The 19,486-nt window shown below is 66.6% G+C and carries 18 protein-coding genes; 7 read left to right on the forward strand and 11 right to left on the reverse strand.

Annotation, left to right across the window (positions count from 1 at the left end; genetic code table 11):
- Window positions 1-6: 6 nt before the first annotated feature.
- Window positions 7-243, reverse strand: a complete 237-nt coding sequence (locus tag BS38_RS24550) for a hypothetical protein (protein WP_051628755.1) — start codon at window positions 241-243, stop codon at window positions 7-9.
- 123 nt (window positions 244-366) lie between these two features.
- On the opposite strand from BS38_RS24550, the gene BS38_RS0106360 reads away from it, so the two are divergent.
- The gene (locus BS38_RS0106360; RefSeq protein ID WP_028270040.1) at window positions 367-1,533 is read left to right on the forward strand and encodes an acetate kinase; all 1,167 of its coding nucleotides are present in this window, start codon (window positions 367-369) and stop codon (window positions 1,531-1,533) included.
- Window positions 1,534-1,585: 52 nt separating this feature from the next.
- Here BS38_RS0106360 and BS38_RS0106365 read toward each other — a convergent pair whose 3' ends face one another.
- Window positions 1,586-2,488 carry an SDR family oxidoreductase gene (locus BS38_RS0106365; RefSeq protein ID WP_081818831.1) on the reverse strand — a complete coding sequence of 301 codons (903 nt, stop codon included), beginning with the start codon at window positions 2,486-2,488 and terminating at the stop codon, window positions 1,586-1,588.
- Complete coding sequence (locus tag BS38_RS24555) at window positions 2,485-3,441, reverse strand: helix-turn-helix transcriptional regulator (RefSeq protein WP_051628762.1); 957 nt, start codon at window positions 3,439-3,441, stop codon at window positions 2,485-2,487. The genes BS38_RS0106365 and BS38_RS24555 overlap by 4 nt, the downstream gene beginning before the upstream one ends.
- Before the next feature lie 134 nt (window positions 3,442-3,575).
- On the opposite strand from BS38_RS24555, the gene BS38_RS0106375 reads away from it, so the two are divergent.
- Window positions 3,576-4,160: a GNAT family N-acetyltransferase gene (locus tag BS38_RS0106375; RefSeq protein WP_028270042.1), complete on the forward strand. Its 585-nt coding sequence runs from the start codon at window positions 3,576-3,578 to the stop codon at window positions 4,158-4,160.
- Here the strand turns inward: BS38_RS0106375 and BS38_RS0106380 are convergent.
- Window positions 4,157-4,774, reverse strand: a complete 618-nt coding sequence (locus BS38_RS0106380) for a dihydrofolate reductase family protein (RefSeq protein WP_028270043.1) — start codon at window positions 4,772-4,774, stop codon at window positions 4,157-4,159. The two genes, BS38_RS0106375 and BS38_RS0106380, sit on opposite strands and share 4 nt — an antisense overlap.
- A 299-nt stretch (window positions 4,775-5,073) precedes the next feature.
- On the opposite strand from BS38_RS0106380, the gene BS38_RS0106385 reads away from it, so the two are divergent.
- On the forward strand, window positions 5,074-5,811 hold the full coding sequence (locus tag BS38_RS0106385) for a hypothetical protein (RefSeq protein WP_028270044.1): 738 nt from the start codon (window positions 5,074-5,076) through the stop codon (window positions 5,809-5,811).
- A 121-nt stretch (window positions 5,812-5,932) separates the two neighbouring features.
- On the opposite strand, the gene BS38_RS0106390 is transcribed toward BS38_RS0106385, so the two are convergent.
- Complete coding sequence (locus BS38_RS0106390) at window positions 5,933-8,374, reverse strand: hypothetical protein (RefSeq protein ID WP_028270045.1); 2,442 nt, start codon at window positions 8,372-8,374, stop codon at window positions 5,933-5,935.
- A 35-nt stretch (window positions 8,375-8,409) separates the two neighbouring features.
- Entirely contained in the window at window positions 8,410-9,084 is a 675-nt protein-coding gene (locus BS38_RS0106395) for a hypothetical protein (RefSeq protein ID WP_028270046.1), read from the reverse strand.
- 230 nt (window positions 9,085-9,314) lie between these two features.
- Between BS38_RS0106395 and BS38_RS0106400 the strand changes: the two genes are divergently transcribed.
- Window positions 9,315-9,770 (forward strand): SRPBCC family protein, encoded by a 456-nt coding sequence (locus tag BS38_RS0106400; RefSeq protein WP_028270047.1) that lies wholly within the window; start codon window positions 9,315-9,317, stop codon window positions 9,768-9,770.
- 79 nt (window positions 9,771-9,849) lie between these two features.
- Here the strand turns inward: BS38_RS0106400 and BS38_RS0106405 are convergent, their stop codons facing one another.
- The gene (locus BS38_RS0106405) at window positions 9,850-12,069 is read right to left on the reverse strand and encodes a S9 family peptidase (protein WP_028270048.1); all 2,220 of its coding nucleotides are present in this window, start codon (window positions 12,067-12,069) and stop codon (window positions 9,850-9,852) included.
- Between the two features lie 692 nt (window positions 12,070-12,761).
- Between BS38_RS0106405 and BS38_RS0106410 the strand changes: the two genes are divergently transcribed.
- A complete protein-coding gene (locus BS38_RS0106410) occupies window positions 12,762-13,316 on the forward strand; it encodes a hypothetical protein (RefSeq protein WP_197024905.1) in 555 nt (184 codons plus the stop codon).
- Window positions 13,317-13,403: 87 nt separating this feature from the next.
- Here BS38_RS0106410 and BS38_RS0106415 read toward each other — a convergent pair whose 3' ends face one another.
- Window positions 13,404-14,399 carry an arsenic resistance protein gene (locus tag BS38_RS0106415; RefSeq protein ID WP_028270050.1) on the reverse strand — a complete coding sequence of 332 codons (996 nt, stop codon included), beginning with the start codon at window positions 14,397-14,399 and terminating at the stop codon, window positions 13,404-13,406.
- Between the two features lie 199 nt (window positions 14,400-14,598).
- Here BS38_RS0106415 and BS38_RS0106420 point away from each other — a divergent pair, with 199 nt between their 5' ends.
- Complete coding sequence (locus BS38_RS0106420) at window positions 14,599-14,958, forward strand: hypothetical protein (RefSeq protein WP_028270051.1); 360 nt, start codon at window positions 14,599-14,601, stop codon at window positions 14,956-14,958.
- A gap of 232 nt (window positions 14,959-15,190) precedes the next feature.
- Here the strand turns inward: BS38_RS0106420 and BS38_RS0106425 are convergent, their stop codons facing one another.
- Window positions 15,191-16,324, reverse strand: coding sequence for an LCP family protein (locus BS38_RS0106425; protein ID WP_028270052.1), 1,134 nt, complete (start codon window positions 16,322-16,324; stop codon window positions 15,191-15,193).
- A 51-nt stretch (window positions 16,325-16,375) separates the two neighbouring features.
- A complete protein-coding gene (locus tag BS38_RS0106430) occupies window positions 16,376-16,987 on the reverse strand; it encodes an arsenate reductase/protein-tyrosine-phosphatase family protein (protein WP_028270053.1) in 612 nt (203 codons plus the stop codon).
- 244 nt (window positions 16,988-17,231) lie between these two features.
- Between BS38_RS0106430 and BS38_RS27045 the strand changes: the two genes are divergently transcribed.
- Complete coding sequence (locus BS38_RS27045) at window positions 17,232-17,915, forward strand: hypothetical protein (protein WP_156037074.1); 684 nt, start codon at window positions 17,232-17,234, stop codon at window positions 17,913-17,915.
- Window positions 17,916-18,097: 182 nt separating this feature from the next.
- Here BS38_RS27045 and BS38_RS24560 read toward each other — a convergent pair.
- The coding region (locus BS38_RS24560; protein WP_081818832.1) for an HNH endonuclease signature motif containing protein at window positions 18,098-19,486 on the reverse strand (1,389 nt) is incomplete at its 5' end.

Here is a 19,486-nt window from a genome sequence, read left to right on the forward strand (position 1 = left end):
GCGTAGCTAGCTGTCTTCGGGCGTGAGGTCCAGGTCCTCCACGTTTTCGGGCGGCTCGGGGGACTCGCCCACCTCGGCGGCTTTGAGGTTGCCTGTGTCGTCCAGGGCCGGGTTCGCGCCCTCGACGCCGGTGGGGTCCTTCGCCTTGGACCCGGACTCCGGCGCGGTGCCCGCAGGTCCGGCGCTCTCCGGTGCGGTGGCGTCCGGCTCCCCGCCGGTCGGCTGGGTGGTGCTGTCACTCATGGAAAAGCCCTCCGTGCATAGTCCAGCTGGTCCGCCGACTCTAAGCGCCCGCCGCGCCCGATGCAATGGCGCTACGATCGAACTTCCACCGACCACCGCAGCAGCTACGGCTTAGGAGGCCCAGTGCTCGTCCTCGTCATCAACTCCGGTTCGTCCTCGCTCAAGTACCAGGTGCGCGACGTGGCATCCCACAGCGTCCTGACCGAGGGGCTGATCGAAAAGATCGGCATGGGCAACGGCGGTGAAGGCGACGGCGAAATCGAGGGCCCGCGCGACCACGCCGAGGCACTGGAGCAGGTGGACGCCGCCATCCACGAGGTGCTGGGCGACCGGAAACTGGACGCCGTGGGCCACCGGGTGGTGCACGGCGGGGAGCGCTTCGGTGAGCCCGTGCTGATCGACAACGAGATCACCCGCGCCATCGAGCGGCTCAACCCGCTGGCTCCGCTCCACAACCCGGCCAACGTGCTGGGCATCCGCGCCATCGCCAAGAAATGGCCGGACATGCCGCAGGTTGCCGTGTTTGACACAGCCTTCCACCGCACCCTGCCCGAGCACGCGTGGCGCTACGCGGTGCCGGACTCGCTCTACACCAACCACGGAATCCGCCGCTACGGCTTCCACGGCACCTCGCACGAGTACGTCTCGCACCAGGCAGCGGCGCTGCTGGACCTCCCGGTGGAAGAGTTCGACGGCGTCCTCGCCCACCTGGGGAACGGCGCCTCCGTCACGGCCATCCGGGGCGGGAAGTCCGTGGACACCTCCATGGGGTTCACCCCGCTGGAGGGCCTGGTGATGGGCACCCGCTCCGGCGACCTCGACCCGTCCATCCTTGTGTTCCTGGGCCGGGCCGGCTGGTCCACGGAGGACCTCGACTCGCTGCTCAACCGCGAATCCGGGCTCAAGGGCCTGGCCGGCAACAACGACATGCGCTCCGTAGTGGAGGCCGCCGAAGCCGGCGATGCCCGCGCTGCCACTGCGCTCGCCGTCGCGTCCTACCGGCTGGCCAAGTACATCGGCGGGTACCACGTGGCCGTGGGCGGGGCGAAAGCGCTGGTGTTCACCGCCGGCATCGGCGAAAATTCGCACCAGTTCCGCACACTGGTGGGGGACAAGCTGGGGGCGCTGGGCATAGAGCTCGACGCCGGGCTGAACAGTGAGCGGTCCAAGGAACCGCGGGTGATTTCCACCGCCGCGTCGCTCATCCCAGTCCTGGTGGTCCCCACCGACGAGGAGCGCGCCATCGCAGAGGCGACCGCCGTCGTCGTGCATTCATCGGTTGCCCCCTAACCCCGACGCTCCCTCACTTCTGGTCGCATTTACCGGGACGCTCCCTCACTAGTCACACGTGGGCGAGGTTGCTGGAGAGTTCGCGGTGCGCGCCGGCCTGGTCCTGGAGGGCCTTGGCCCGCTCCTCGAACACGCCGACGGCGTCAGCTCCCGCGGCGAAGCGCAGCGGTGGCTCGTCCAGTTCCGCCAGGTTGATGAGGGCGGCGGCGAGCTTGGCCGGGTCGCCGCCCTGCTGCCCGTCCATGCTGCGCCATGCGGCCACGGTCTGTTCGGTGCGCTCGGCGTAGTCATCGATTGTGGTTTCGGCGTACCGGGTGGATTCCGGGGTGAGCAGCTCGGTGCGGAAGAACCCCGGCTCCACGATCATGCTGCGGATGCCGAACGGGGCGACCTCCAGGGCCAGGGACTCCGCCCAGCCCTCCACGCCGAACTTCGACGCGGCGTAGGCGGACAGGAACTCTCCGCCCGCGATGCCGGCCGTCGAGGAGATGGTGACCACCAGACCTGAGCGCTGGGCCCGCATCACCGGCAGGGCCGCACGGGTGACGTTGATGGGCCCGAACATGGTGGTTTCGATCTGCGCCCGGAAGTCCTCGGGGCTGATTTCCTCGAAGAACCCGGCGTAGAAGTTACCGGCGTTGTTCACGAGGACGTCGATCCGGCCGAACCGGTCGACGGCGGTCTGGATGGCGGCGGCGGCGTCGGCGGGGTCGGTGACGTCGAGCCTTACGGCCAGCAGGTTCTCGTTGTCGCCCAGGGCCTGGGCGACCTTTTCCGGGTTGCGGCCGGTGGCCACCACGGCATGGCCGGCGGCCAGTGCGGCCTTCGCAATGTCGGTGCCCATACCGCGGCCGGCTCCGGTGATGAACCAGACCTTCTTCCCGGTGACGGCGTCCCCGGCGAGGGTGTTGGTCTGGGCAAGTGTGTCCTGGGCGAGGGTGTTCTGTTCAGTCATTGTGAGGTGCTGTCTTTCCTGCTGGTTGTTTCGGTCTTGGTGGTTGGGTGGGTCGTGATGGTTGATTCGGCGGGTGATGCCGCCCAGCTGGCGAGGAATGCCAGCGCGTTTTCGGACGCGGAGCCGGGCTCCGCGGTGAAGGTGAACAGGGTCTGTCCTTCGTCGCCGGGGAGGTGCAGGGTTTCGAACTGCAGGGACAGGTCCCCGGCCACCGGGTGGTGGAACCGTTTGGACCCGGTGGTGTGGATCCGCACGTCGTGTCCCGCCCACAATCCGGCGAACAGGCCGCAGCGGGTGGTCAGTTCCCCGACCAGCTCGTTCAGCGCCCGGTCATGGGGATTCCGCCCCGTTTCCAGCCGCAGCATCGCCACCGTGGTGGCCGCGATCGCCCGCCAGTCGGGGTACAGGTCTGCTGCGCGCGGGTCGAGGAAAAGGTAGCGGGCCTGGTTCGGCAGCCGGCCGGGCGTGTCCGGACCGGAGGCCACGGCGGAGTCGAAGACCTCCGAGTACAGCGCGCGGCCCAGGAGGTTGGCGGCCAGCACGTCAGAACGCCCGTTCTGCACGATGGCCACCACTCCGGTCATTCCGTCCAGGAGACGCAGCACCCCGGGACGGACCCGCTGCTGCGCGGGCCGGCGGGAGGCCTGGCGCCGTGCCCCGCGTAAGGGGGCGTTGGCCGTCCGGGCCAGATCCATCAGGTGGGTCCGCTCGGCGTCGTCCAGTTGGAGGGCGGAGGCCACGGCCTCAAGCACCGAGTCGGAGACGCCCCGGATGCTGCCGCGTTCCAGCCGCGTGTAGTAGTCCGTGCTCACCCCGGCAAGCTGTGCCACTTCCTCGCGGCGAAGGCCCGGCACCCGGCGCAGCTCCCCGTAGCTGGGGATACCGGCCTGCTCCGGGCTGATCTTCGCACGACGCGAGATCAGGAACTCGCGGATTTCGTTTTTTCTGTCCACATCCACCACGCTACGCAGGCCGCAGATCCGGTGGCAGTGTCTATTGGACACCCCCAGTGTGCTGACGCCGTCAGTGCTGAAGCGGCCAGTGTTGCAGCCGCCAGTGCTGAAGCCGCGGAGGGTACGCTCAAACCATGCCGGACATCAGACTGCCCATCCGCACCGACCGCCTGGTCCTGCGCCGCTTCGAGGCCGCCGACCTCGACGCCTTCTACGCCTACCACTCGCTGCCCGCAACCGCACGGTTCCTGCCGGGCGAAGCCAAGAGCTACACGCAGTGCATGGAACGCGTGGGCAACTACGCCAACTTTGTCTTCAAAAAGGAGGGCGACTGGGTGGCGCTGGCCATCGAGGCCGCGGACTCGCCAGGCTTGATCGGCGAAGTGGTGCTGAAATGGCTGCCGGGCTTCGGCCAGGCGGAAGTCGGCTGGAGCCTTGCCCCGGGGGCGCGCGGCAAGGGCTACGCCACCGAAGCTGCGGAGGCGATGCTGAAGCTGGGTTTCGAGGGCCTGGACTTCCACCGGATCGACGCCAAACTGGACGCGCTGAACACGGCGTCGGCCTCGATCTGCGAGCGGCTGGGCATGCGCCTCGAAGGCAAGCACGTGGACAAGTGGCGTTACAAGGGCGCCTGGGCCACGGAAGTTGTCTACGCCATGCTCCGCGACGAATGGGCCGGCCGGAAGCAGGCAGCTGACACGCCGGCTGCCCGGAATTAAGCGCCGGCCCCGTACGTCCCGTATTCCGGAAGCCCTGCCGACTCATAGACAAGAATGGCGAGTCCGCCCGGCGTCGTCCTGCTGCTGACCAGGCGCAGGCCCGCCGGGACGCCTCCCACCGGGAACAGCCGCCGCCCGTTCCCCACCACCACCGGGGCGATCACCAGCCTCACCTCGTCAATCAGCCCGGCGGCTAACAGGGACTGCGCCAGCCTGGCACTCCCGTGGATCTGCAGCTCCCTTCCGGGCTGCCGCTTCAAGTCGGCGACCTGCGCCGCGACGTCCCCGGAGAGGATGGTCGTCGGTGTCCAAGACGCCTGCTTCAAGCTATGGGAAGCCACGTACTTCGGCAGGCCGTTCATCTTTTCGGAGAACGGATCGTCGGGGTCCGTCATCTGCGGCCAGTCACGCGAAAAGTTGTCGTAGGTGCGGCGGCCGAACAGCAATGCGTCCGCCCCGCCCAGCCAGTCCACAGCCTGTTGCACGAACTCCTCATCCAGGTGCGGGACGAACCACCCTCCCTGGGTGAAGCCGTCGCTGGTGTCTTCATCCGGGGAGCCGGGACCCTGCGACACACCGTCCAAGGTCAGGAACTCCATCAACGTCAGTCTCATTGCGTGTTACCTCTCCGTATCGGTTCAGCAGCGGTTCTCGAGTACCTCACTTCGTCCACCATCACGGTACGCGGGGCTCGCTTCCGTTGGCAGTGTCTATGGCCCCAGTCTGCTCAAGCGGCCAGGGTTGGCCGATTTTGGAAGGGCTACCCCTTCCGCGCCCATGCTCCTAATCTGTTGCTACGGGCGAACATATCTCGCCCGCTCCAGCCACATTGAAGCAATGGAAAGCCTGGCCATGCCTCCCGCAGGGGATCACGGGCACCGTTGGGAAGCAGCCGGCTTGGAGAGGAGAAGCGATGGAAACGGGAGTGGAACCAAGAGCATTCTGGGGGAGGATCGGTGCGATTGCGCTTCCCCTCGGCGTCATCCTGCTGGTGGCCGCAACGGCGGTCCACCCGTCCAGGGAGCACCCCATGAACCACACAGCGGTCTTTATGGAGTACGCGCAGAACGACGGCTGGATTGCCATCCACTTCGCGCAGTGGGTGGCTGCCCTGATGTTCTCCGGCGGCCTCGTGGCTCTGTACTTCGCCATGACCGCCCAGAAGGAGGGGCCAAAACCGCTGGCGCGCTTCGGCCTGGTAGCGGTGGTGCTGACCGCGGCGGCCATCACCATGCTCCAGGCGGTGGACGGCGTGGCGCTCAAATGGGCTGTGGACGCCTGGGCCGTTGCTCCCGCCGATCAGGAGTCGTCAGCGCTGTCAGCTGCCATGGGGTTGAGATGGACTGAGTACGCTCTGCAGAGCTACTCCAACATCCTGCTGGGACTCGCGCTGATTTTCTACGGCCTGGCCATCGCGTACGGATACGCATTTGCCCGGTGGCCGGGATGGCTGGCTGCCGCCTCGGGAGTCGCCTGGATCGTCCACGGCCTGATGGTTTCCTACGTTGGCCTGTTCGACTCGCCGCCCCGGTTGGTGGCCCTGGTCCTCATGGCTGCCTGGGCGTTCGTCATGGCTGTGCAAATGTGGCCCAGCGGCCGCCGCGGACATGCCGCCAGCGCCGCGGCACCGACCGGTCCAGTCACCGCCTAGACAAGGCGCCTAGATCCTGCCAACCCCCGGTGACCGAGCCTGTCGAGATCCGGGTCCCGACAGGCTCAACCGCCGGTCGACCCAGTCGCAGGCTCAACCACCGGTCGCCGCAGCCGCAGGCTCAACCGCCGGTCGAAGTGGGTGTGGGCGTGGCTAGGCCCGGTTCCGTCGGCGCTGCAGTGGGCTCAGCGGTGGTGGCCGGACTCTCCGTCACGGCGCCGCCGGTGACGGGCCCTGCCGGAACCGGTGCCGTCGTCGTTCCCGAGGGCGCCGGTGCCCCGCCGGTGGCGGAGGGGACGGGCGCCTGGCTTGACCCGGGCGCTGATTCGGACGGTCCGGGCACCGGAGTGGCCGTGGAGCTTGGCGTCGCGGACGTGGCGGTGCCCTTGGTGGCGCTGGGATCGTTCCGTACTATCTCCATGACTTGCTCCTTGAACGCGTCGAGGCGTCCCTGGATTTCGGAGAGCGGAACGTTTTGCAGGTTCCGCCCGAACTCGGCGATCTCAGCCCACAGCGCGTTGAGCCGGGCCATGCCGTCGTCGCTGAGCGGTCCATCCAACGTGAGCACCAGCTGGCTGGCCAGCGCATACGTGAGGCACCGGACGCAGTTGTAGTTCGCGGCAGCGGACAGGTTCTCCGGAACGACCACGTCCGCCTGGCCCACCATCAGCACCACCTGGAAACCCACAGCGACGGCCGCGCAATCGGTGCAGCTGGCGAAGGCGTAGGCCTCGTTGGTGGTGTCCACAGGTTCGCCGTCCTCGGCCCAGACCAGGGCGAAGGCGACGTCGTACACCACCGAGCCGTCCTGCGTGTTGACCGCCAGAGCTTGGTTGTCGCCCTCTTCAGGGGCGGCCGGCTGGTCGAAGGGGAAAACCCACGACGGCGGCGCGGCGGCCTCGCTGCCGGCGTTCGTGCTGCGGGTGGCGGCAGTGTCGGCGCGGGGGACCATGACCATGCTCAGCTGGGGCTGTTCCCGGGTGGGTTTCGCGGCACCGGCGGGCCACAACGCCACCGTCTTCCCGGCCCGGCCCTCACTCAGCTTTGTGGATGACGCCGTGGGGAACACCGCCGTCGTGACATCGGCCAGGGTGCCGCGTTCGTACGGCTGGACCGGCCGGTACGTGTCTGTTCCGGGCCACCAGGCCCAGGCCAGGCCGGCGGCAACAGCGGCGACGACGGCCATCGCGGCACCGCGCTGGACTGCCTTGCCGCGGGTCTTCTGCCACAGCCCTGTTGTCAGCTGGCGGACCAGTCGCAGCAGGACGTAGAAGATGCCCACCACGGGAAGCGCGACGGCGGCGATCGCCAGGGCGCGCACCGCGGCGCCCGCGATGTCACCGGCGGTGAGACTTTCGGTCAGTTGGGACTGCTGCTTCAGCACGCTTGCCCATGCTGTGCCCAGGAGCCTCGGCAGCGAGATCACCATCATTGCCAGGCTGAACAGCAGGAGCGGCACGGTGACCAGCACCCAGATGGTCACAACGGCGCGCGCCCAGGGCTTGAGAACCTGCGCCTCCGGGTCGGTCCGGCGCCACGGCAGCAGCCCCAGCAGGGTCGGCTTGATGCGCTGGAAGAGGTCCGGCACACCGGTGGCGTCGGCCAGGATGTGGTAGCCGTCGAAGCGGACCAGGGGAAGCAGCTGGCGGACCATCTGCAGGATCTGGGTGACCACCACCAGCAGCAGCGCATCAAAGCCGGTGGCCCACCAGGCACCCATGGTGGCCACGGCAACGATCGCGTTGAAATACAGCCCGCCCAGGTCCGTGCGGATCCGGCCGCCGCGGCCCAGCCGGTAGGAGTCCGTGACGTCGGTGAAGAATGCGGGCCAGATCAAGTACAGGCCTGCGCCCATGGCTCCCGGCGTGGCGCCGCCGCGGCGTGCGGCGGCAGCATGGCCAAACTCGTGGAAACCGGCGGACAGCACGGTCACAGCCAGGACCAGCAACACCAGGCCGGGGTTGGCGAAGGCGTCATGCGTGGCCGAGCCGAGTCCCTTGACCATCAGCACCCACCAGCACGCGGCGATGAAGGCTGCGCACACTGCCACGATGACGAGCGGATTGAAGAGCACCGCAAACGGGGCGGTCAGTTTCCGTGTGCGGTCCGGATCGGTCACGGTGTACCGGAAGCGCATGCCCAGCAGCGGATCGGCCTTCTTCACTTCGGGCTGCGAACCGTCGGCCAGCCGGAGCAGCCCCAGCGGCAGCAGCTGCGAGCTGATCAGTGTGCGGACGTTGTCCGGGCTGACCAGCTTGCCGAACCTGGAACCGGCATGGTCCGCAACCTCATCGACGCTGCGGTGGCCGTCGATCGCTTCCAGCACGAGGTACAGCAGTCGCGTGAGCTGGATGGCCTGCCCGTCGGCACGGCGTACCAGTGACGGCGGCTCACGGTAGCCGGAGCCCTTCGTTTCGCCGATCAGCTCAATGCCGTCGGCGCGGACGGGAACGTCGGGCGAGGCGGCGGGCGTCCCGGATTCGTCCGTCAGCTGGCCTGCGGCGGGCGCGGAGGAAGCCGGCGGGCCGTCCAGCCGGGACGGCCCGCCGTGCACAGTGCTCATTAAGGCGTGCTCATTGTGGTGTTTGTCTCCGGGCTCTACTGGCGGAGATCGGACTGCTGGTCAGCGGATGCGGTGGCTTCGCCGTCGATGTGCTGGCTGATGATGGCATCCTGCTGGGCCACGGCGAACGCGTCGCTGTCGATGGAACCGATGTTGGCAGCCACCGCCGCGTCGATCGGGGCGGCAACGTTCGCGTTGGCTGCAACTGCGCCGTTGATCGGAGCAGCGATGTCCGCGTCGGCGGCCAGATCCACGTTGACGTTCAGGAGGTCCCCGTCCAAGGCGGCGGAGGGATCCACCGGCAGGGCGCCGACGTCGGTGGTTCCGCCAGCGGTGGTTCCGTCCGCCGCGCCGCTGCCGGCAGTGTCTGCGTCGGTTGTCTCAGGCGCCTGGTCAATAGTGCTGTCCTGCGTGGAGTCTGCCGTGGCATCAGCCGTGATGCCCTGATCGATGATCACGCCCTGGTCAGCAAGGGCCTGTGCCTCGGAACCGTACGAGAGGATGTTCGCGGAGGCCGCAGCGTCGATCGGGGCTGCCACGTTGGCGTTGGCTGCCACAGCGAGGTCGATAGGTGCTGCGGCGTTGATGCCCAGATCCAGGTCGGCGTTCAGGTCCAGGACGGAGGCTACTTCCTTATCCGGAAGCGCGGTGCCACCCTGTGCCATCAGTTCTTCGTCGGAAAGCGGTGTCAAGCCCTGTTCAGTGCTCACGAATAACTCCAGTTCCGGCACGGGTTCTGCTGCCCCCAGTGAGCAGTTTCTAAACCGATGTGCCTAATGCCAGTCAATAGTAAGCATGATGATCATTATTTGGTAGCTATCCCGGCCGAGGCAGCCAATGCTCGGCGTTGACACCCCAGCCGGGGGCGGCCCACACTGGCGCTAAACCTACCTGGCGGCCGAGCCGTGCCGTCAGAAGGCGTGTCCGAGGAGTGCCCGCCATGCCCGTCATCGAAGAAAGTGTGTTCATTGCCCGCCCGCCCCAGGAAGTGTTCGAGTTCCTGATCAGGAGCGAGAACATCCCCGTGTGGGATTCGTCCGTTGTCCAGGCCGAACAGGTGGGAGATGGTCCTGTCGGGGTGGGCACCCGGACCAAAGGCAGCAGCAAGGTATTGGGCAGGCACTTCGACTGGGTCAGCGAAAACACCCACTTCGATCCGCCCAACAAGACGGTGATCCGGTCCGTTGAAGGCCAGTTCGACTTCACGATCACCGACACCCTAGAGCCCGAGGGCGACGGGACCCGCCTCACCCACCGCATCGATGCAGGTTCAGGGCTCGGCGGGGTGTTCGGAAAACTGGCCGACCCCTTCGTGCAGAAGGCCCACACCCGGACGGTCCGCGCCAATCTGGAGACGCTCGCGGACCTGCTTGCCGAACACCCCGACGGCGGTTAACCCGCCCAGTAGCCCATCGACTGCTCCGTAACGGCCGTTTAGGGGATCCAAAAGGGCCGTCACGGAGCAATCGATGGAGTTACTTCAGCCCGGCCCCCGGCAGCAGTTCCACTGCGCCCACGGAGTCGGCCACGAAGGCGTAGTCCCAGGCACGTTCGCGCCACTGGACGTACCGGCCGGAGGCTCCGCCGTGGCCGCCGTCCATCTCGATCTTCATGACGATCGGCTCGGACCCGGTGGAAACAGCACGGAGGGCCTGCACCCACTTGGCCGGCTCCACGTAAAGCACACGCGTGTCGTTGAAGGAGGTCACGGCGGCGATCTTCGGATAAGGCAGGGCGCCCACGTTCTCGTACGGCGTGTAGGACTTCATGTATGCGTACACCTCGGGGTCCGTGATCGGGTTGCCCCATTCCTCCCACTCGAGGGCGGACAGGGGCAGCTCCGGATCGAGGATGGTGGTCAGCGCGTCCACGAACGGCACGGCGGCCACAATCGCGGCGTACTTTTCCGGTGCCAGGTTGGCCACGGCGCCCATCAGCAGCCCGCCGGCGGAGCCGCCCATTGCCGCGATCCGGGACGGCGAAACCCACTCGGAACCAGCCAGCCAGTCTGTGGCCGCGATGAAGTCGGTGAACGTGTTCTTCTTGTGGAGCTTCTTGCCGTCCTCGTACCAGTGGCGGCCCAGCTCGCCGCCGCCGCGGATGTGCGCAATCACGAACACAATCCCTCGGTCCAGCAGCGACAGCCGCGGGATGCCGAAGCCGGGGTCCATGCTCAGCTCGTAGGAGCCATAGCCGTACACCAGGCCGGCCGCGGAGGAATCGCGGGAAACGGATGCGTGCCGCAGCACCGACAGGGGAACCTTGGTGCCGTCGGCCGCCGTCGCCCATTCACGGGTGGCCACGTAGTCGGAGGGGGAGTAGCCGCCCAGCACCGGGCTTTCCTTGCGGAGCAGCAGCTCACCGGCCGGCTGAGCCGGAGTCGGCAGCACGAAGTCGTACACGCGGGACGGCGTGAAGTATGACGTGTAGCCCATCCGGATCACCGGCGCCTCATAGTCGGAGCCCGCCACACCGGCGGTGTACAGTTCCTCGTCGAACGCCGGCTCCACCGGGTCGCCCTGCTCTGCCGTGCCCAGGCCGGCCAGTGCCAGCACCTGCACGCGCTCGATGGTGTCCTTGCGGACGGACACAATCACGTGCGTGGACGTAACGCCCGCGCCGTTGACGCGCACCTGGTCGGAATGTTCGACGACGGTGGTCCACTCCTGCTCGGCCAGCGGCCTGGTGAGCTCGGCCGGGTCCACCAGCGACACCATGGAGTTGATGGCATTGCGGTTGTGCGTCACCAGGATCTTCTCGGCGCCATCCAAGAGGAACGGTTCGGCCTCGTAGAGGACGCGTTCGTCGCGGGAAATCACGGTGCTGAGTCCGGCGTCGTAATCGTCGAAGCGGAGCAGCCGCGTCTCGCTGTACTCGGAGCAGCCGATGCTCAGCACGAGGTGACGACGGTCGGAGGCGAGGTCGAAGCCCAGCCACATGGCGACGTCGTCCTCCTGGTAAATCACCTCATCGTCGGTGACGGGCGTGCCCAGCACGTGGGACTTGACCTGGTAGGGGCGCCAGGCGTCGTCCACCACGGTGTAGAACAGGCGCGTGCCGTCGGGGGAGAAGGAGACGCCGTAGAAGATGTTCTCGATGACGTCCGGGAGCATCTCGCCGGTGCGGAGGTCCTTGAAGCGCAGCGTGAAGCGTTCGTCGCCGGCGTTGTCCACCGCGTAGGCGTAAAGGTTGCCGTCAACGGTCACGGCGGTGCCGCCCACGGCGAAGAACGGCTTGCCTTCGGCTTCCACGTTGCAGTCCAGCAGGACTTCTTCACCGGGAAGTTCGACGCCGGCCTCCACCGCCGGGGGCGTCCAGTCGGCCACCGGGTCCCCGGTGTTCAGGGCCTTGACCCGGCACTGGATGCCGTACTCCTTGCCCTCCACGGAACGGGTGTAGTACCACCAGCCGTCCTTGCGGTTCGGGACGGACAGATCCGTCTCCTGGGTGCGGCCCTTGATTTCCTGGAAGATGGCCTCGCGGAGCGGTTCCTGGTGGGCGGTGACCGCTTCCTGATAGGCGTTCTCTGCCTTGAGGTGCTCCACCACGTCTTCGGAGTCCTTGGCCCGCAGCCATTCGTAGTTGTCCACGAAGGTGTCGCCGTGGTGGGTCCGTTCCGTGGGGATCTTCCTGGCTACGGGGGCGGCGGACGCAGGGGTGTGGTCGGCAGGGTGCTGCACTGGAGTCTGGGTCATTGACTCAATATATAAAGCTATTCCGCTGCGGGCACCCGCGTTCGCTACCGGGGGATAGAGTGGTCCGCTATCGCCGTGCGTAGCGCCCTGCACACCGCGTCACTTCTGCAACTTAAAGACAAGTAGTGGCCACTCACGCACAGGATGTTGGCGGTAAATAGTCTTTAGGAGTCGGTCGGCGGAGGACCTGGTCCCCCTGGGAACTCCCGCCAGTCCGATACTTGGCCCGGACAACGTTTCCGGATCACGTTGAGCTGGGCCGGCGGTGACAAGCCTTCTGAGACCGAGGCTTCCCCAGGCGCCGCCGGCCCTTAGCTCACGTGAAGTGTCTCAGCCCCACGTAGGCGCCTTGCTCCCGTCTCATAACGAGGAGACGAAACAGTCACCGCTTCGCAGAGCCGAAAGAATAGGTGCAAAAGACCCTATTCGCCCCGACCCCGCATGGTGTCTTTTGAAGAATCGGGAACTCAAAGCAGAGCTCCTGAGAAGGAGTACATTTTCAGGCGGTTCCTGGCGAGGCCCAGGAGCCGTCGTAACGATTCTGTAGGACGCGCATTCTGTATGTCGCGTCGGATATTGGCCCGTATTACTGGGGGGCAACGGACTATTCTCGGGCAACGGGATAGTCGGTGTCCGAGTGGATGTGCCACTATGCGCTGGTCTATGCCAGCGCCATCTCAGAGGTCAATCCCATGAAGAAAATCATCAAACAACTCATCATGCTTTTCACGGTTGTCCTGCTGGCTTTCACGGCAGGGGTGTCGGCTGCCCAGGCAGCTAGTCCGCATTTTAAGAAGGGCGGTTCGCCGGTCTGCACCGTGAGCATCAGTGGATCTACGGCAACAACAACATGTAGGGCGGTCATCACCGGACTCGGCGGCGAAGACCTTCTTGCCACCGTCACGGTCAGCGGAGCTGCCGTGTACCAGTGCCAGAACGGCGGCGGAAACACTGCACCTGGACAGAACAAGGTGGTCATTGGTCCGGCCGTCGCTCCAACCTTCATTGACAGCAGCGCTATCAAGAACGGCAACCTCACGCTCAACACGCTCGCGGCAGTGCTGACGGCGCCGAGCACAGTAACCGGGGCCGAAGCTGGATGCCCGAATCCCAACTGGACCGGCGTCAACCCCGTGGTAACGGTGACGAGCATTACCCTTGTCATCGAACAGCCTCCGGGAACGGAAATCTTCAACTGCACGAAGACCGGTACCAACCTGACCGGATCGGTGGCGCTCACCTGCTAAACCAATCTCGCGGATAGCATGATTCCGCGGTACGCAGCCAGGCTCCAGTCACGGCCTCCTAGAGGCGTTGCCTGGAGCCTGGTTCCGTTATCGGGCGGAAGCGCCGGCCGGCACTAGCCCCGGCAGGAAGCGCACCAAGGCCACCATGCCGACGAGTTCCACCAGTGTCTGCGTCACCACCACCAAGGCGGCGAGGGCCAGCGGCTCCGGGAGCGCCAGTGCCAGCGGAAGCACCACCAGGGAATTGCGGGTGGCACCGCTGAACACCACAGCCAGGGTGGCCGGGGCATCCAGCCGGGCAGCCCGGGCCGCGAGCAGGCCCAGCGGCACCATCACCAGCAGGAACGCGGCATACAGCGGCACCACGGCCACCAGCGAACCCAGCTCAGAGCGCACGCCCGTGATCTGCGAACCCACCACCACGGCCAGCGTCACCATCATGAGCGGGACCATCAGGGCTGCCATAACGGCCATGACCCGCCGCCCGACGACGGCACGTCCGACGCCGGGAAGGTCACCTTCCCGGCCCGGCAAGGACCGTCCGGCAAGCCACTGCGTCAGTGCCGCCAAAGCCAGCGGGACAACGATGAGCCCCACCAAGGCCTGCACGAACGGTGCCGGGTCGATCGCGGACACCAGGCCCGGCCCCACGAACACCAGCAGATACACGGGGAGCAGGAGCATCTGGGCGAGCATCAGCACAGGTGCCGCGGCGAGCAGCCGGTTACTGGCCCCGCCCGCCAGGCCGGTGAACACGATCACGTAGTCGACGCACGGCGTCAGCAGCACCAGCAGCATGCCCACCAGGAGTGCCTGGTCGTTGGCGACGAACCGGCTCAGCCCGAAAACCACAACGGGCACCACGGCGAAATTGAGCACCAGCACGGCTGCCATGAAACGCAGGTCGCGCACGGCCTGCCCCAATGACGCGAACGGGATGCCCAGGAACGTGGCGTAGAGCAGCAGCCCCAGCACGGGATTGATGGCCAGCTCCAGGGCAGCGGCGCTACCGGGTGCCAGGAAACCCGCGGCCCCGCCGGCAACTATGGCGGCAAGATAAAGGCCGATCTGGCGGCGTTTCATCCATGCCACAAACGTCCCGGTCCTCACCGGCTCCATCGTAGGCGAGTCATTACCCCACGCCGCAGCCGGCCACAACACCCCGTGCGGTTCATAACGCCACTCTTTCCGCATGTGACGCACAATGTTGCGTACGTCACATTCGCTCCCTAGGCTGATGGAGGTCGCAGCGTCGCGGCCATGCAGTGAATAGGGGAAACACTTGAACGACAAACTCAAGGTTTTAGTACGACTCGATCTCGATTGCGGACAGGCTGAAGTTGCCGCCCAAGGCCATGTGACGGCGAAAAGCCTCCAGGCCCTGTATGTGGTTGTGAAGAGGGCAAATCATTTGAAGGAAGGACTCCACCTGGTGGTGGATGTGAGCCACGCGCGTGTTGAGCCGGCTGCAATGGAGCAGCTGCAGGCATGTTCGGAATCGCACCACTTGCCGGCGTCCATTGATCCGCTTCAGGCGGAATGCAACATCAGCGTCCTGGCTCCCGCGCCGCCGGTTGCGGCGCACAAGGGTACGGAGAGGGCAACCCGACTCAGGAGCCGGGCCATGAGCCTCGCCGCGTAAGCGGCGGATCGCACCTCACCGGAACTCACTTCACCGGAACGCACGACGGCGGAACGTTCGACGGCGGCCTGGCCGCCTAAGCGGCCGCCGTCGCCGGAACTTATCTCACCAAAACCATCACCCTGATTCAACAGCCACCTGTGTAGGTCCTTAATCGCCTGCAGATGGCCACTTTGGCGTGGTGGAGGCTTTCCTTGGTAGCCGAGCCGTCAGTTCCGGAGTTCCCGCCCTCTCAGTTCCCGCCCTCAAATCCGTTGGCCGCCACGTAGTCCGCCAGGGTTCCGCTGGCGAGTGCTGCGGATATGGCGCCTATGGCGCCGGGGTTCTGGAAGACGATCGACTGCCCGGTGGTGCTGAAGCCGAAGCCGCCGTCGGGCAGCCGGAAGAAGATGGCATCTTCGGGGCCCACGTCGCGCAGGCTGAAGCCCAGCTTGGCCATGGTTTCCACAGTGAGGCCCGGGCTGACGGTCCAGTGCGGCCGGACCGCGTTGACCACGTTCAGGACGGTTTGCGGGTTGGTGAGGGTGCCGGCGCTCATGAACTTGCTGATGACGGCTTTGAGGAATGTCTGCTGGTTGCGGATGCGCTGGAAGTCGCCGTCGGCAAACGCGTAGCGCTCGCGGACGAACTCCAGGGCCTGGCCGCCGGTGAGGTGGTTGATGCCGGCGGGGAAGTTGTGCCGGGTGTCGTGGGTGGACGTGAAGGGCACGGTGACGTTCACGTCCACGCCGCCCAGGGCATCGGTGGCGGCCCACAGGCCCGGGAAGTCCACCATCACGGCGTGGTCGATGTGGGTGTTGAACAGCCCTTCCACGGTCTGGACCATGAGCGGAATGCCGCCCAGTTCCAGCCCGGCGTTGATCTTGGCTTCGCCGCGGCCGGGAATGTTGACCCACATGTCGCGCATGATCGAGATGCCGTAGATCTTCTGCCGGTCGGCCGGAACATGGACCAGCATCAGGACGTCGCCGCGCTGATCGGCCGGTGTTCCGGCGGCGGCCTGGGCTTCCTCCGCCCGGGAATCGCCGCGGCTGTCGCTGCCGATGATCAGGATGTTCATGGCCACGGGCGGCGGTTCAGGTGCCGGCGGAGGCGGCGCGGGCGGTGCCGGGGCCGGTTCGGTGGGGGACGGCGTCGCGGTGGCGCCTTCCGCCGTCGCCACCCCGCTGGCGGTGGGGGCGGGCGGACCGCCGCGTCCCACCTGCGAGAACGCGTACGCCGTGCTGCCCAGGGCCATCACCAGGACCATGGCCAGGACGGCTTTGAGCCAGGTGGGCTGCCGGCGCAGCCAGACGGGAAGCCATGCAAAATTTCCCTTCGGCGGCTTGCTTTCAGCCGCTCCTTCCGGATCAGACTGGTTGTCCATAACCGGACGCTACCACCGCTAATGCGGAAAAGGGCGACGCCGAAAGTCCTGTTATGTGGGCGTGTTGAGCCGGGCGTAGCGGAGGATGGTGAGGATGGCGGGGGCTAGCTCGTCTTCCATCTGCCGGTACACCTCGGGGCCGCGTTTGTAGGGGTCGATCACTTCGTTGTCGGCGCTGTCCGCGGCGAGGGCGAGGTGCCGGACGGAGGCGAGGCGGGCGGGCAGGCCGCGCCAGAGTGTGCCGGCGTCGGGCGCTTTTTTGCTCGCTTCGCCCGCTGCGGCGTCGCGCTCCTCAAGGGCTTCCAGCATGCGCGCGAATTCCCGGATGGTGAAGGTGCGCTTCAGCAGGGAGGCGTCCAGTTGCAGCACCTCGCCGCGATGCTTGGAGGTCATGGTCAGCACGATGTCCGTGTCGCGCAGGATTTTGGGGGTCAGCTGCCGGGCCGCGAAGCCCTTGTCCGTGCCGCCGTACATGTTCACGATCTCGGCCGAGAGCGGCTGAATGGGGCTGCCAACCATGGCACGCGTACCGGCGCTCCGCACTTCGAAGCCGCCGGGCAGGACCTGGTCCAGTCCGGCCTGCAGCAGGCGTTCGGCCACGGGGGAGCGGCAGATGTTTCCCGTGCAGACTGTGAGGATCCGTACGGGCGTTGGCGATTCCACGGTGAGGGCTCTTTCCGGAGTGGCTGTCAGATCGGTGCGATCCCTGATCTTCAACTTAACATGCGGGGCCGCCCCTGCCCGGGGGCGAATCGCCTAGATGAATCAGCAGATGTTGATCCAAAATTGTGCATCGATTGCGTGAACCTAAAGGCACAGTGTGCACAGTGGAGTCAACCGGTGAAACCGGTCACAGCAGCTGGGCGACCCGTTCGGGAGGTCCAACCGATTGCTACGGGGGACGTAGATGTCAGAGCTTGCTTATCGCATCAAGGACCATGCCGGAACCACGCGCCGCAGGGCGGTGTGGGGCGGCGAGCGATCGGTTCCGTCCATGCCAGCGACGTATGTCTCTCCCTCCGCAGCTGCTGTCCTTCCGGCCGCGGCGGTGCCGGCTTTGACCGGGCCAGCTTCGACTGCGGCAGTGTCGAGCGGGGCAACTTCGAGCGGGTCAGCTTCAGCGATGCTGGTCTCGGGTGTCCGGGCCATTCCTTCGACCACGCATCCCAACGAGGCCGGCCACCTGCGGCCCGCGGTCAAGGTGCCCGTCGCGCTCAGCCTGAGGGGTCTTGGCGCCGTTTCCGGTTCGGTGAGCGTCCGCATCACCATAAATCCGGTAGTGCTCGTTGCGTCGGCCTTGCAGGTTGGTGGGCAGGCGCCGGTGCCTGGCAGTTTGTCGTTTTCCTTCATCAGCGTGGGTGCGGCATGCGTTTTGCCGACGCTAAGCCTCAAGGGTGCCACTTTCACGGCGGACTTCATGTATGAGGTGGCCGCCGGTTCAACTGACCTGGACTTCGCGATCGACGGTTACGGCCGCCGTGGCAGGAATAGCGACCGCCGCGACTTCGAGGTGACCGCTGACGTTACCGTCTGCGAGCATGGCAAGCAGTCGCCGACGGTTCTCGCGGTCAGCTCCGTCATCCACGTATAGCCTCCGTCAATCACCTCTAGCTCCGCCATCCATCTGCGGGTGGCGCGCAGTTAAGTGGCACGCCGTGAAGTAGGGCGCCGCACAGCGGTCGACCGCCGTCTAGGGTTGACCGCCGTGAAGTGAGGCGCCGTCCGTTTCGCCGGGCCGCAGTGCCCAGCCCGGCAGTTCAGGGCGTGCACCTTTCAGCATCTGAAGTAGTTGTTTCGTCGTGGGACCTGGCTTGGGTCGATGTGGGGTGGCGGGATGAACCAGGGGATCCCGGTTCTGACCTGGATCTGCCACTGCTCTTTGTGGATCAAGTGGTGATGGGAACTGCAGAGCAGCGTGCCGTTGTCTGTGCTGGTGGTTCCGCCGCGTGACCAGTAGGTGATGTGGTGGGCCTCGCACCAGGGTGCGGGGATGCTGCAGCCGGGGAAGGCGCAGCCTTGGTCGCGGGCGGTGAGGGCTTTGCGGATGTGGGGCGGGAAGACCCTGGTGGTCCGTCCGATGTCCAGGATCCGTCCCTGGCTGCCGAGCAGGACGGGGATGATGTCGGCGTCGCAAGCGATTTTGCGGACGGTGGCGGCGGTGACGGGGCCGGTGAACGTGAAGGAGCCCGTGCCGGGGATGCCTGTGACGGGGATGCCTGCCGTGGCACCCGTGCCCGTGCCCGTGCCGCGGAAGCCGGTGCCGGTTCCGGTGGCGGTGCTTGAACGGTGGCCGGGTCCTTGGGCGGCGGGGTGTTCGAGGTTGTCCAGCCGGGCCAGGAGGTCGCGGTAGTCGATGGTGACCATGACCTGGGGCCGGAGCCCGCCCGCGGCCGGGAGTGTGCCGGTGGTCAGTCCTGCTTTAACCGCGCCGACGAGACCATCCAGGAGCTGCTGCGGGCGGGTCCTCTTATCGAGGTCCGGCTTCTCCTCACCGGTGCTGCCTGTCCCGTCACCGTCGCTACCGGCACTGCCCTCACCAGCGCGGGTGCGGGGGTTGGTGGCGATGTTCATCGCCGTCAGCAGGTGCTCGGATTGCTCCGTGGTCGCCAAGATTTCCATCCGCTGCAGTCCGCGGCGGGGCTGTTTGATGAACACACCCTGGCGGTGCCGGAGCTCGGTTTCGGTGGGTTCGGACCCGTCCTGGTCGATCGCCTCCGTCCACTGCCCGGCGACCCGGGCGACGAAGTCGGTGTCGTGCTCCACCGCGGCCCGGGTCAGGGCATGCTCCATCCGGCCGGTAACTTCCGCATCCGCGTGGTGGCCGGCCCGGTCCAGGGCGAGCGTGATGATGGTCGCGGACCGCGACGCGACGGTCCCGGCTGCGACGGCGGCGGCGAGTTCCGGCCGTTCCGGTGGTTGGGTGTGCCCGGTGATCCCGGTCCGCGGCAGTACCGCCCCGGCCAGCGCGAGCCGGCGGCGGGCTTCGCCGGCACCGATCCGGAGCCGCAAACGGAGGAACTCGGTGGTGTTCCGGCAGCCGTCGTCCGCAGGGTCCGGTTCCGCGGGGACCGAAGCTTCGCCACTCACTGCCGTTTTGGCAGCCTGGCTGGTGTCGATTTGGTTGGTGTCCGCTTCGCTGGTGGCCCAGCCGATGGGGCCTTG

Origin of the sequence: Arthrobacter sp. UNC362MFTsu5.1, from assembly GCF_000685965.1 — a bacterium.
Taxonomy (GTDB): Bacteria; Actinomycetota; Actinomycetes; order Actinomycetales; family Micrococcaceae; genus Arthrobacter.

What these genes read in the sequence shown, in the direction of transcription:
- BS38_RS24550 (WP_051628755.1), bottom strand. Translation starts at nt 243, where the DNA reads ATGAGTGACAGCACCACCCAGCCGACCGGCGGGGAGCCGGACGCCACC.
- BS38_RS0106365 (WP_081818831.1), bottom strand. Translation starts at nt 2,488, where the DNA reads ATGACTGAACAGAACACCCTCGCCCAGGACACACTTGCCCAGACCAAC.
- BS38_RS0106375 (WP_028270042.1), top strand. Translation starts at nt 3,576, where the DNA reads ATGCCGGACATCAGACTGCCCATCCGCACCGACCGCCTGGTCCTGCGC.
- BS38_RS0106380 (WP_028270043.1), bottom strand. Translation starts at nt 4,774, where the DNA reads ATGAGACTGACGTTGATGGAGTTCCTGACCTTGGACGGTGTGTCGCAG.
- BS38_RS0106385 (WP_028270044.1), top strand. Translation starts at nt 5,074, where the DNA reads ATGGAAACGGGAGTGGAACCAAGAGCATTCTGGGGGAGGATCGGTGCG.
- BS38_RS0106390 (WP_028270045.1), bottom strand. Translation starts at nt 8,374, where the DNA reads ATGAGCACTGTGCACGGCGGGCCGTCCCGGCTGGACGGCCCGCCGGCT.
- BS38_RS0106400 (WP_028270047.1), top strand. Translation starts at nt 9,315, where the DNA reads ATGCCCGTCATCGAAGAAAGTGTGTTCATTGCCCGCCCGCCCCAGGAA.
- BS38_RS0106405 (WP_028270048.1), bottom strand. Translation starts at nt 12,069, where the DNA reads ATGACCCAGACTCCAGTGCAGCACCCTGCCGACCACACCCCTGCGTCC.
- BS38_RS0106410 (WP_197024905.1), top strand. Translation starts at nt 12,762, where the DNA reads ATGAAGAAAATCATCAAACAACTCATCATGCTTTTCACGGTTGTCCTG.
- BS38_RS0106415 (WP_028270050.1), bottom strand. Translation starts at nt 14,399, where the DNA reads ATGAAACGCCGCCAGATCGGCCTTTATCTTGCCGCCATAGTTGCCGGC.
- BS38_RS0106425 (WP_028270052.1), bottom strand. Translation starts at nt 16,324, where the DNA reads ATGGACAACCAGTCTGATCCGGAAGGAGCGGCTGAAAGCAAGCCGCCG.
- BS38_RS27045 (WP_156037074.1), top strand. Translation starts at nt 17,232, where the DNA reads ATGTCAGAGCTTGCTTATCGCATCAAGGACCATGCCGGAACCACGCGC.